Origin of the sequence: Bhargavaea beijingensis (assembly GCF_900101985.1) — a bacterium.
In the GTDB taxonomy this organism is placed as follows: Bacteria; Bacillota; Bacilli; order Bacillales_A; family Planococcaceae; genus Bhargavaea; species Bhargavaea beijingensis.
The window spans coordinates 47256-59219 of sequence record NZ_FNAR01000014.1; the positions used below are offsets into that span (position 1 = coordinate 47256).

At 53.7% G+C, this 11964-nt stretch carries 14 protein-coding genes and 1 riboswitch; of the genes, 4 read left to right on the forward strand and 10 right to left on the reverse strand.

What is annotated here, in order from left to right; translation table 11 throughout:
- Nucleotides 1-5: 5 nt before the first annotated feature.
- The 4 genes from BLT01_RS10800 to BLT01_RS10815 all read right to left on the reverse strand — a co-directional run bounded on the left by BLT01_RS10800 (nt 6) and on the right by BLT01_RS10815 (nt 3819).
- Nucleotides 6-2159 (reverse strand): ATP-dependent helicase, encoded by a 2154-nt coding sequence (locus BLT01_RS10800; protein WP_092097701.1) that lies wholly within the window; start codon nt 2157-2159, stop codon nt 6-8.
- An 82-nt stretch (nt 2160-2241) separates the two neighbouring features.
- Nucleotides 2242-2475: a hypothetical protein gene (locus tag BLT01_RS10805; protein WP_092097702.1), complete on the reverse strand. Its 234-nt coding sequence runs from the start codon at nt 2473-2475 to the stop codon at nt 2242-2244.
- A gap of 71 nt (nt 2476-2546) precedes the next feature.
- Nucleotides 2547-2957, reverse strand: coding sequence for a hypothetical protein (locus tag BLT01_RS10810; RefSeq protein ID WP_125904192.1), 411 nt, complete (start codon nt 2955-2957; stop codon nt 2547-2549).
- 70 nt (nt 2958-3027) lie between these two features.
- On the reverse strand, nt 3028-3819 hold the full coding sequence (locus tag BLT01_RS10815) for an alpha/beta hydrolase (RefSeq protein WP_092097704.1): 792 nt from the start codon (nt 3817-3819) through the stop codon (nt 3028-3030).
- 121 nt (nt 3820-3940) lie between these two features.
- On the opposite strand from BLT01_RS10815, the gene BLT01_RS10820 reads away from it, so the two are divergent.
- Nucleotides 3941-4453, forward strand: coding sequence for a gamma carbonic anhydrase (locus BLT01_RS10820; RefSeq protein WP_092097705.1), 513 nt, complete (start codon nt 3941-3943; stop codon nt 4451-4453).
- Nucleotides 4454-4585: 132 nt separating this feature from the next.
- On the opposite strand, the gene metK is transcribed toward BLT01_RS10820, so the two are convergent.
- Nucleotides 4586-5782: a methionine adenosyltransferase gene (gene metK / locus BLT01_RS10825; RefSeq protein WP_092097706.1), complete on the reverse strand. Its 1197-nt coding sequence runs from the start codon at nt 5780-5782 to the stop codon at nt 4586-4588.
- A 185-nt stretch (nt 5783-5967) separates the two neighbouring features.
- A riboswitch (SAM riboswitch) is annotated at nt 5968-6086 on the reverse strand.
- Nucleotides 6087-6289: 203 nt separating this feature from the next.
- Between metK and pckA the strand changes: the two genes are divergently transcribed.
- Nucleotides 6290-7873 (forward strand): phosphoenolpyruvate carboxykinase (ATP), encoded by a 1584-nt coding sequence (gene pckA, locus BLT01_RS10830; RefSeq protein ID WP_092097717.1) that lies wholly within the window; start codon nt 6290-6292, stop codon nt 7871-7873.
- A gap of 65 nt (nt 7874-7938) precedes the next feature.
- Here pckA and BLT01_RS10835 read toward each other — a convergent pair whose 3' ends face one another.
- The 4 genes from BLT01_RS10835 to BLT01_RS10850 all read right to left on the reverse strand — a co-directional run bounded on the left by BLT01_RS10835 (nt 7939) and on the right by BLT01_RS10850 (nt 10203).
- The gene (locus BLT01_RS10835; RefSeq protein WP_092097707.1) at nt 7939-8730 is read right to left on the reverse strand and encodes an alpha/beta hydrolase family protein; all 792 of its coding nucleotides are present in this window, start codon (nt 8728-8730) and stop codon (nt 7939-7941) included.
- Nucleotides 8708-9184, reverse strand: coding sequence for an NUDIX domain-containing protein (locus BLT01_RS10840; RefSeq protein WP_092097708.1), 477 nt, complete (start codon nt 9182-9184; stop codon nt 8708-8710). The genes BLT01_RS10835 and BLT01_RS10840 overlap by 23 nt, the downstream gene beginning before the upstream one ends.
- Nucleotides 9185-9231: 47 nt before the next feature.
- On the reverse strand, nt 9232-9540 hold the full coding sequence (locus BLT01_RS10845; RefSeq protein ID WP_092097709.1) for a transposase: 309 nt from the start codon (nt 9538-9540) through the stop codon (nt 9232-9234).
- A 213-nt stretch (nt 9541-9753) separates the two neighbouring features.
- Nucleotides 9754-10203, reverse strand: a complete 450-nt coding sequence (locus BLT01_RS10850) for a Dps family protein (protein WP_092097710.1) — start codon at nt 10201-10203, stop codon at nt 9754-9756.
- 92 nt (nt 10204-10295) lie between these two features.
- Here BLT01_RS10850 and yidD point away from each other — a divergent pair, with 92 nt between their 5' ends.
- Together yidD and BLT01_RS10860 are read left to right on the forward strand one after the other, a co-directional pair.
- A complete protein-coding gene (gene yidD / locus BLT01_RS10855; RefSeq protein ID WP_092097711.1) occupies nt 10296-10538 on the forward strand; it encodes a membrane protein insertion efficiency factor YidD in 243 nt (80 codons plus the stop codon).
- A gap of 72 nt (nt 10539-10610) precedes the next feature.
- Entirely contained in the window at nt 10611-11591 is a 981-nt protein-coding gene (locus BLT01_RS10860; protein WP_092097712.1) for a metal ABC transporter solute-binding protein, Zn/Mn family, read from the forward strand.
- Nucleotides 11592-11735: 144 nt separating this feature from the next.
- Here the strand turns inward: BLT01_RS10860 and BLT01_RS10865 are convergent.
- The coding region (locus BLT01_RS10865) for a transposase (RefSeq protein WP_143020590.1) at nt 11736-11964 on the reverse strand (229 nt) is incomplete at its 5' end.

Here is an 11964-nt window from a genome sequence, read left to right on the forward strand (position 1 = left end):
CCGGTTCAGCTCCTTTCAAGCAGCCCTCTGCTGATGCACATGGTGAGGTCCAGCTCTTTCTGCTGCTTCGCGAATCTGATAAGGATCCGCTCCCCGCGGACTTCCTCCACTTCTCCATTGCCGAACACCTTATGCCGGACCTTCAGTCCCGGTTTGAGCACTCCACTGTCAGAAATGGCGTCTGGATGTGAGATTGCTGAAGCCCGTTTCCGGATTGGCCTTCGAGTCGTCCCGGGATTTTCTCCGACCGGGCGGCCGATTGCAAGAAGCCCCCTGACCTCGCTGATGAAGCGCGACTCTGTCAGGTCTTTGCCGTTGTCGGCAGAGTAATTGATCAGCTCCAGCCGTTCTTTGGCCCGTGTCATTCCGACATAAAACAGCCGCCTCGCTTCTTCCATCATGACAGGGTCCTTCATGTCTTCCGTAGCCGGGATGGTGCCTTCATTGAGGTCAACCATGAAAACATGCCTGAACTCAAGTCCTTTGGCGCTGTGAAAAGTCGACAGCGTGACCGCACCTTCCTGAGGGTGGCGTTTGGCTTCCGAGACCGCTGTTTTCAGTTCCGCGAGCTTTTCCGCAAAAGCGGTCATCGTCCGCAGCGGCGCCGCTATGACCGTGAGCGTATCGAGCATGCCGGTCAGCGTATCGATGCGGTAACCGAACTTTTCAGAGCGGCTTTTCAGTGATGCCTCATACCCGAGTTTTTCCCGGATCGTCCGGATGACGTCCGCTGGGCGCCGATCCTTCAATTCATCGTAGATTGACCGGTAGGCGGCGAGTTTTCGCCGCTGGTCATCGGAAAGGCTGGCTGCCGAGCGCACAAAAGCGTCGAAGACATTTCCTTCCGGACCGCTCCTGACAAAGGCCTCCACCGCAGAGCGGCTGATGAACAGATCCATCTTGAGGGCGACCCGGGCAAACAGGTCTTTCCTCTCCGGCAAATAAGCTAGCCTCATGAAGTTCAGGAGATCTTCCACGACCCAATGGTCGAAAAACCGGTCATCAGCATCCTTCATATAAAAGGGGATGCCCCGTCGATGCAGTTCCGAAACAAAAGCAGTGGATGAAGAATGATTGCGGAAAAGGACCGCCGCCTCTCCGGGGTTCTCAAGCGCCAGCAGCTCGTAGATGACATAGCGCACCTGCTCGTCCCGGTCGTGGAATCTCTTTAGCTTAACGGGCCCGGCACTGCCGTTTACCGGTTTCATCCCCTTTTCGTAACGCTCTTTGTTCCGTTTGATAAAACCGGCGGCCGTCTGCACGATTTCTTCTGATGACCGGTAATTGGTTTCCATCATGAGAATCTCGGACTGCGGATAATGGTTCCGGAAATCCAGCAGGTATTGCGGGTCCGCTCCGCGCCACGTATAGATGGACTGGTCATCGTCGGCAACGGCACATAGATTGCCGTGGCGGCGTACCAGATGTTCGACAATCCGGTGCTGGGCAAGCGATGTATCCTGACTTTCATCAGTGATTACGTAGTCGAACCGTTCCTGCATCCTCATGCACAAGTCCGGATCCGTCCGGAGCGCTTCTTCTGCAATGGTCAGCATGTCGTCAAAATCCAACAGCAGAAGTCGTCGGCGGCTCCGCTTGAGGGCTTCATATTTCTGGAGAATCTCTCCCGCGCTTTCGACGGGCCCCTTCAGCCCCGTCCACTCCTCTTGGGGAATAAGCCGGTTTTTCACGAAACTGGCGAATGTCCCAATCGACTTCAGTTCATCTTCCGCCGGGTCTTCCCCGGTGACTTCACGGAAGCTCTGTTTCAGGAGGACCGGCTTCGGCGGAACCTGATCCGTCTTGCCTTCGATAAGGGCCCACTCGATTCCCATGTGGTCGAGATGGCGGCGGACGACATCCAGCGCCAGGCTGTGGATAGTAGAGAATGCCGGCGGCTGCAGTCCGGGGAAGAGCTTTGTAAAACGGTCGCGCATATCGTTTGCCGCCGCTTTGCTGAAAGTGATCGGCTTGATCCGCGCCGGGGAAATTCCTTTTTCCGCTATCATATAACCGATCCGCATGATCATCGTCGTTGTCTTTCCCGAGCCCGGGCACGCCAGCACGAGCAGTGGACCGTCCGTTTTCAGGACAACCTGCTTCTGTACGTCATTCAGTAACACACCCGTCTCCGTATGCTTGCGCTCGAAAAAGTCCATTGTATGTATCCATTCCTTCCATTGTTCGCATCCATCCATTCTAATCAAAAAAAGACAGGCCGCGCAATGCCGCGGCCTGTCTTTATTCACCTGTCTCCAGTTTGTCCCGTGCGTCGAATCCGCCCCCGTCCGTATATTCCGTAGCGGCCACCTGGTCCGTCTTCCGGGCTTTGTCTGAATAGGTGCTGCCGGTCCGGCCGGTCATCGAGCCGCCGGACTTCCTGGAGATGAATTCCTGTTGCTCTTGGCTTTTGTTCATCGCTGCCGCAGAGGACTTGGCCATCTGTTCGGGCGTCCTGCTATTGTTTTCAGTCAAGAGAGTCCCTCCTTTGGTTGTTCGGGTCTGCCCTTACTATACCCACCAAAGTCCGCTCTCAACCGGGACACTCACTCCGTTTTCACGATGAAAAAGTAGCTGATATCTCCCTCGGGCCACTCTGCAAATACCGTGTAGCCATATCGGCCGGGCTCATCCGGAATCCTGACCTTTTCCGGTGAGTTCCGGGAATCCGGATTGCCTTCGTCCAGGACGCTGATGCGTACCGATTGAGGCTTTTGAGAAAATACGAGTTCCGCGTCTGCCCCTGTCTGAGCGGACAGGACGCCGGAAAATGATTCATAATCAAACGGATTGCCCGAGGCATCCGCACATGCCGCCGCCCCGTTCCCTGACCAGCAGTAGCTGCCTCGTGCTGCCGTGTACTCTTCCTCGCCAAGCATGACGGTCAGTTCCGGCAGGTCCTGTTCCGGCGGGCCTGCCGATTCCGTACCGAATGCCGAAAAAAATAAAACTGCCAACAGTGCCGCCACCATCTTCCCCGTGTCTTATCCACTCCTTGACGGAACAGACGGAAGGAGTTCGGAAAAGTTACACAAGGTAGCCGAGCGAACGGAGCACACCCTTGATGAATGATTCGGTATATAAGAACACTTCTTCCTGCTCTTGCTCGCGGAAAATATCATGACGGGCGTTTTTCCAATACTTATACTGGAATTCGTCCCGTCCTTTCATCGTGAGCCATGCATGCATCGCATCAGGATCGGCCAGTTCATCGCGCCCTGCGGCATGCAGGAGAACCGGCGGCGAGCCCGGCTTCGGCACGGATTCGCTGATTTCCTTGATATATGTATTTAGTTCGCGGAACCATGCGGCAGTTGCGACCGGGTGATAGAGGTTTTCCGAATCGTCCATAACCGGATCCTGGTTCCCCGTCAACATGCCATCGGTGATCTGATGGTTAAACTTGATGCCGCCGGCGATTTTCCCGAGACCCGAAAGCGGCCCTTTCATCCTTGGCGGCAAATGCTTCAGGCGGAACCACGGCGATGTGAGGATCAGGCCGGCACAAGCCAGGTTGTCATTTCGCGCCATATCCGCAGCCAGAACCCCGCCGAGGCCGTGTCCCAGAACAAATACCGGCAAGTCTTCCGCCATGCCGGTGCGGATGAGCTCCTTTGCATACCTGCGATATTCATAAAATCCTTCATCATGAACCTCCGAGCCCCGTTTTCCGTGGCCTGGCAGGTCCCCGGCGATGACATGCATGCCGGCAGTCCTGAAACGTTCAATTAGCCACGCGTGCCGCCCGTGATGTTCATATGCGCTGTGCATAAGGACGACAGCAGCCGTCGCCTGCCCGTCCGCTTCCCATTTCCACATGTCGGCTCCCCCTTTCCGGATCTTGCCATTTCATTTCTTTTTCCCGTTTCCGGAACATAGGAAACAGGTTTTGTAGTACGATTATGATACTACATGTTGCGATGAAAGAGAGGTTTTTCCGATGATTTATCCGTTCAACGGCACCGAACCGAAAATTGACGAGTCCGTTTTTCTCGCAGATTACGTGACAGTGACCGGTGATGTTGAAATCGGACCCGGCTCCTCCGTCTGGTTTAATACTGTGATTCGCGGTGATGTGAATGCCACGCGCATCGGCAGTAAGGTGAATATCCAGGACTTGTGCATGCTCCACCAGAGCCCGGCCTATCCCCTCATCATCGAAGACGAGGTGACGGTCGGCCATCATGTCATTCTCCATAGCTGCACCATCCGGAAAAACGCGTTGATCGGCATGGGATCGATCATTCTTGACGGAGCTGAAATCGGCGAAGGTGCCTTTGTCGGCGCCGGCTCGCTTGTTCCGCAAGGCAAAAAGATCCCGCCTAACACACTGGCTTTCGGATCTCCCGCTAAGGTGGTCCGGGAGTTGAATGACGAGGACATCCGGGACATGGTGCGCATTGTCAGGGAATATGCCGAGAAAGGCCAGTATTACAAGAGCCTGCAGAAATGAATACTGTTTTGCTTTACGTCGAGTCAGTGACGATGAGTCCGGGTGCAGGCTGTCATTAACGATGCGGCAATCAAAAAAGGGAATCCGCATGTGTGATGCGGATTCCCCTTCATTTTTTGCGTCGATTACCGTTTATCGGGAAGCTTTATCCTTGAGCTGGCCTGCCTTGTCGGTGCGCTCCCATGGGAGTTCAATGTCGGTGCGCCCGAAATGGCCGTAGGCTGCAGTCTGCTGATAGATGGGACGGCGAAGGTCCAGCATCTTGATAATGCCTGCCGGGCGAAGGTCGAATAGTTCCCGCACCCACTCCACCAACTCGGCTTCATCTGCCTTGCCCGTGCCGAATGTGTCGATCGCAATCGAGACCGGCTGCGCGACACCGATGGCATAGGCAAGCTGGACCTCACACTTGGAGGCGAGCCCGGCGGCGACAATGTTCTTCGCGACATATCGGGCCGCATACGCTGCGGAACGGTCGACCTTCGTCGGATCTTTGCCCGAGAACGCACCGCCACCGTGACGCGCGTAACCGCCGTAGGTATCGACGATGATCTTGCGTCCGGTAAGGCCCGCATCCCCCTGAGGACCTCCGATCACAAAGCGTCCAGTCGGGTTGATGAAGAACTTGGTTTCTTCATCAATCAGTTCAGCCGGAACGACGGCATCGATGACCTGCTCCCGGATGTCCTTCTGAATCTGCTCAAGCGTGATTTCCGGATGATGTTGCGTGGAGATGACGATCGTATCCACTCGGACAGGCTGGTTGTTTTCATCGTATTCCACAGTAACTTGTGTCTTGCCGTCAGGACGAAGGTACGGCAGGATCTCTTCCTTGCGCACTTCGGTCAGCCGGCGGGACAGCCGGTGTGCAAGGCTGATCGGGAGAGGCATCAGTTCTGGGGTTTCATCACAGGCAAAGCCGAACATCAGCCCCTGGTCTCCCGCTCCAATCGCTTCCAACTGGTCATCGGTCATCGTCCCTTCCCGGGATTCAAGTGCTTCATTGACGCCCGCGGCGATGTCAGGTGACTGTTCGTCAATTGCCGTAAGGACAGCAGTGGTCTCGCTGTCGAAGCCATACTTTGCGCGGGTATAGCCGACTTCTTTGATCGTGTCACGGACGACTTTCGGAATATCTACATAAGTGGTGGTGGTGATTTCACCGGCTACGAGCACCAGGCCGGTCGTGACAGTCGTTTCACATGCCACGCGGGCATTCGGGTCGTCTTTGATGATGGCATCCAGGATGGCATCTGATATCTGGTCGCAAATTTTATCCGGGTGGCCTTCGGTGACCGACTCGGATGTGAACAGGCGACGGTTGGTCATTGGTTTTCCTCCTCCGCTCCGGCGGTTGCCGGAAAGTGTTACGGTACTCGTTCCCCTGTCAAGTCCGTCCCCGCGGGGTTGAACTCCAAGCCGTTTTGGGCTTAATGAGGTTATGGTCAATCCATTTAAAAAGGGCCTTCCACTCACATTAATGAGGAAAGGCCCGGATTCGCTGACACCTTTCACTCTTATCGTCCAAGGCAGACGCCTTGCTTCAGGTTGGCACCTTTTCGGCCTCCATCATGGAGAACGGCAGGTTGCCGGGTTTCATAGGGCCTGTCCCTCCACCAGCTCGGGATAAGAGTATCCGTACAATTTTCCATAGTAATGAATCGCGCACTTTATGTCAAATACTAAATGAGGAACTCCGTTGCATCTTGACGGTTTATGGTCAATTTCACGGAAACACGGGATTAGTATAGACTAATAAGTAAAATGTGTTATACTAATTCACATCATAATCAAACCGCTTCCGGGCGGGATTACAAGACAAGGGTGGTACAGATGATGATGTCTTCTAAACTGAGCGATAAACTGAATGACCTTCTGGCAGGAGGTTCGATCCGCACACAGCTTTCAGTCGGGGAACTGACAAAGATCGCTGTTGAACGCGGCGAAGCGGTTCTGACGGATAAAGGTGCCGTCCGCGCCACAACCGGAAAATACACGGGCCGCTCTCCCAAAGACCGCTTCATCGTGGAAGAGTCCCCTTCCAAAGAAGACATCGATTGGGGCAGCGTGAACGAGCCGGTCCAGCCTGACGTGTTCGAAAAGCTCTACGCCAAAGTGCTGGATCACCTCGGCACCAAAAATGAACTTTATGTGTTCAACGGTTTCGCAGGGGCGGACCCTGCTTCCCGCCTTCATATCCGAGCGGTGAACGAATTCGCCTGGCACAACCTGTTCTGCCAGCAACTGTTTATCCGTCCTACGGAAGAAGAACTGAAAAAGCATGAGCCGCAGTTCACAATTGTTTCCGCTCCGACTTTCAAGGCGGACCCTGAAGTTGACGGAACGAACTCCGAAGCGTTTGTCATGATCTCCATCGAGCGCGGCATCATCCTCATCGGCGGCACTGAGTATGCGGGCGAGATGAAGAAATCGATCTTCTCGATCATGAACTACCTGCTTCCAAAGCAAGACATCCTGTCGATGCACTGCTCGGCCAACGTCGGTGAAGAAGGCGACGTCGCCCTCTTCTTCGGCCTTTCCGGCACAGGCAAGACGACTCTGTCCGCTGATCCGCACCGTCGCCTGATCGGTGACGATGAACATGGCTGGTCAGAAGAAGGCGTGTTCAACATCGAAGGCGGTTGCTACGCAAAAACGATCAACCTCTCCGAGGAAAAGGAACCCCAGATTTACGGTGCCATCCGTGAAGGATCGGTTCTCGAGAACGTCGTGCTCGACGAAGAAGGCAAGCCGGACTACGATGACGGTTCCCTCACCGAGAACACTCGCGCGGCCTACCCGCTTGAGTATATTGAGGGCAGTGTGATTCCATCGGTTGCCGGCCATCCGAAGACGATCCTTTTCCTGACCGCAGATGCATTCGGCGTGCTGCCTCCAATCTCGAAATTGACGAAGGAGCAGGCCATGTACCACTTCCTGAGCGGTTTCACATCCAAGCTGGCAGGCACGGAACGCGGCATCACCACGCCACAAATGACGTTCTCGACTTGCTTCGGCTCCCCGTTCCTGCCGCTGCATGCGACAGTGTACGCTGAAATGCTCGGCAAAAAGATTGATGAGCACGAAGTGAACGTCTTCCTCGTCAACACAGGATGGACCGGCGGTGAATACGGTGTCGGCCAACGTATGAAACTCAGCTATACGCGCGCCATGGTCCGTGCTGCGATCGAAGGCAAACTCGATCACGTCGAAATGGAAAAGGGCTCGGTGTTCGGCCTGAACATGCCGCTTGAAATTGAAGGTGTCCCTTCAGAAGTACTCAACCCGCGCAATGCATGGGCAGACAAAGAAGCATATGATGCGAAAGCCAAGGAACTCACTGCAGCATTCCGCGAGAACTTCAAGAAATTCGGCACAGTCTCAAAAGAAATTGAAGAAAAAGGCGGCCCGATCCTCTGATCGGCCAGTTGAAAAGCACCTGCGCATCTGTTGCGCAGGTGCTTTTTCATTTACAGAGATGGGAATCAGTTCCCTTTCCCTTTCATCCAATTGCACAAATCCCTGGTGACGCGAGCGGATTCCGCAGGCGGGAAATAGTGATTGTACTCTGCAAAGTACCAGGTCTCCACCGGCTTGCCCGCATCCCTCAATGCCTCCTCCAGCATGATGGACTGCTCGATTGATACATTTTCATCCTGCCGTCCGTGTATCAGCAAAAAGGGGGCGCCGATCTCATTCACATGAAAAAGCGCCGTCCGATCCCGGTATTCTTCGGGAGCGTTGTTCGGCGATCCTCCAATGACGCGTTTCATCATCCGACGAAGTTCTTTCCGCTCCTTGTAGGTAAAGACCATGTCCGAAACACCCGCCCAGTCCACGACGGACGTAATATCCTCCCTCATGATCGCTGTCCATAGGGCCATGATGCCACCTCTTGAAAACGCAAACAGATGAACTCTCGCGGTATCCGTCTTCGGATGCTGTTTCAGCACGTCGACCGCATTGACCGCATCATACCGGTCTCCGCCACCGAACTCGTCAAACCCTTCACCCCCACGGTTACCGCGGTAGTAAGGAGCGAAGACGATAAATCCCTGCTGGGCAAACTGTGCGATCCGGGAGGGCCGCACCATCCCGACATGCTGGATGCCGCCCCGCAAGTAAATGATGCCATCATAGACGCCTTCCGCTTTAGGTTCGGCAAGCAACCCCTTCACCCGGTAGCCTGTCGACCAGTAAGTGATTTCCGTCAGCCGCACCTTCGGGTTGGGAGACGGGTAAGGCCTAGTGTATTCAATCATTCCGTCGTCTTTCATCAGCCAGCACCTTCTTTCGGATCCTGTCCATTCCTTCGTCCGACATATGCATGCTCAGATTGGCAGCGGACTTTTCCCAATCGGATTCTGCAAGGTAAGACGCCCCTTCCGTTTCACGGCGTTTGAAATTCTCATCGGCCGCCAAGATGTCTGCGGCAAACACCCTTTTACAAAAAGGAGGATCGGCATGGACCACATAATCTGCAACAAAAATCAGATTGCCGGCGTGGACACCGGTCTCCTCGTACACTTCCCTGACAGCGGCCTGCTCAATCGTCTCGCCCGGCTCTGCCTTTCCGCCCGGCCACTCGAAGCCCCTTTCCGGATGGACGGTCATCAGCCACCTGCAGCCATCAAACGCTGCGACGATGACATGGGTCGGCACCATCCCTGCCTGATCCTTTTCCCAGAACAGATCGACGCGCTGGCCTGCGCGGTCTTTGTATGTAAACAACGGCACCCCTCCTCTATCACAAGTGTAGCGGACGGGGTGCCGGCCCTTCAACGGAAATAAGGGAGGCTTTCAACGAACTTCTTGGATTCTTCATCCCCGAATTCATGGACCAGTGCATATAGCTTCATCGTGCGCAAATCAATCTGGTGATTTTCCTTATCAAGATGATAAGGGATCGCAGGCAGATGGGCCCGGATAAAGTTTGTCAGTTCCACTTCGCTGATTTGGCTGAACAGTTTGCCGAAAGCATCCTCAACTCGGCTGTCCGCCTCTATGGCAAATTCCCAGGGCGCCACATTTGGACCCGGATACACTTGTCTGTGAAGAATTGAAACATATAATTTGTTTTTCTTCATGGCCATCCTCCTGGCTAAGCTTTTCCCATTAGGATGTTCTTCGAACGTTGATTCATGCGCAGCTGCACTGGGGTATTTCGAATCCCAATCCGGTGATGGTGACTTTTTCCGTCATGAAGCTTCCCGAACAGAGGATGCTGCGATAGATCGTACATTTAAAAAATCAATCAGTTCCAAAGAAATCCATCCCGGAACTGATTGATCTGCTTTCGATTAGTTGTTTTCTTCGCCGAGGAAGGCGTTGAGCATCCATTGGTGCTTTTCGATGCTCTGGTAGATCGAGTTCAGAAGGTCTTCCGTCATGTCATCCTCTTCTTTAGCGGCAAGGTCCATGCCTTTTTTGAGGGAGTCCATGATCTTGTCGAAGTCCTCTGTGACTTGCTTGACCATGGCATTGGCGGATTCGTTTCCGCTGGCTTCTTTTACGACGGAGTTTTCCAGGTGGTCCTTCAGGGTTGCGAGCGGCTGCCCGCCGAGCGTCAGCATCCGTTCCGCGATCTCATCCATATGTAGAGTCGCCTCGTTATAAAGCTCTTCAAACTTTGCGTGGAGGGTGAAGAACTGTGGGCCTTTTACATACCAATGATAGTTGTGAAGCTTCGTGTAAAACACCGACCAGGTCGACACTTGGACATTTAGTTCATCAAGCAGTTCTTTGGACATGCATCAACACTCCATTTCGTCATCAGTCATTCTTCTGTTCATGTTCCCCAACCCGCGCTACAATAAACATGCCTACGATTGGAGTGCAGAAAATGAAACACTTATTTATATGGCTCATTAAATTTTACCGGAAAGCCATTTCACCGTTTACTCCGCCAAGCTGCCGGTTTCATCCCACCTGTTCCGCATATGGACTTGAAGCGTTCGAAAAGCATGGAGCCGTCAAAGGGTTCCTGATGACCGTCATCCGGATTTCCAAATGTCATCCGTTTCACGAAGGTGGATTTGATCCGGTTCCGGACAAGTGGCCCGGCAAAAAAAGTTCTTCAAAATAAGTTACGGGTTGCCAAGCCACCATGGATTGCGGTATGATACAAATCGTACTCATTACGATTTAGAGGTGGAACATGAAACGATTGATTCTTATCCTGGCCGCATCCTTGCTTGTTTTGGCCGGATGCGGCAGCGAGAATAGACCCGGCAAAGGCCAGGAAGGCGAGGACACGATGGAGAACACGGTCAATGTCAAGACGACCGTGTATCCGCTTGCCTATTTCACGGAGCGGATCGGCGGAGATTCCGTGAGCGTCTCTTCGATTTATCCCCCGGGAGCAGACAGCCATACATTCGATCCGACTCAGAAGGACATGATCAGCCTGGCGAAAAGTGATTTGTTCATCTATACCGGGCTCGGACTGGAGGGCTTTGTCAACAAAGCGGAAAAGACCTTGGCTGGCGAAGACGTCCGGCTGGTCGCCGCAGCTGCCCACATCTCCGATGATCAGCTTCTTCATGGCCACGGCCATGAAGAAGACCATGGATCCGATGAAGAAGGCACAGGCCACGAAGGTCACGACCATACCGGCGTGGATCCTCACGTCTGGCTCTCCCCTGTCCTGGCTGACCGGATGGCGCTATCCGTAAAGGAAGCTCTCTCGAAAGAGCTTCCCGAGAAAGAAGATGAATTTGAACAGCGTTACAAGGAGCTCTCGGCCGAACTCAAAGATTTGGACGGGGAATTCCGCGACATGGCGGAAAGCGCAAAGTCCAAAACATTCTTTGTCTCCCATGCAGCATTCGGATACATCGCCAAGGAATACGGCTTGGAGCAGGTATCAATCGCCGGCCTGAATCCGCAGAGCGAGCCTTCACAAAAAGAATTGGCCCGTATCGTCGATCACGCCCGCGAAAAGCAAGTCAGCACCATTTTCTTTGAGCAAAACATCACCTCAAAGCTTACCCAAGTGATTGTAAATGAACTCGGCGCTAAATCCGATGTCCTCCACAACCTGAGCGTCCTGTCTCAGGAAGATATCGAAAAAGGGGAAGATTATTTCTCCCTTATGGAACGCAACATCGAGCGGCTCGCCAACGCATTGAATCCTTAAGAATGAAAAAAAGCCATCCGGAAAACCCGGATGGCTCAGACTGTAGACAAAACGGACCCAAAAGAAATCTTTTTGGGTCCGTTTTGTCATTTTCGTGGATATTTCGCATGTTTTTTCCCATCCCCCCCTTGGAATGACCGGCCGTCAGGCCGGTTCCGGTGACTCCCAGGTCCAGCAGGCCAATCTTTTCAGATTTAAGGCAGCAAAAGTAAGCATCGCCTGCATGGACATTTTTTCCTTCCCGCGAAGGGTTGTCCATCGCATGCCACACTTCTCCTTGGCATCTCCGAAACCGCGCTCTACGGTCTCTTTCCGCCTTGCATAGATTTCTTTGTTCTCCGGGGTGAGCCGAATGGCCTCTGCATGATCGAGG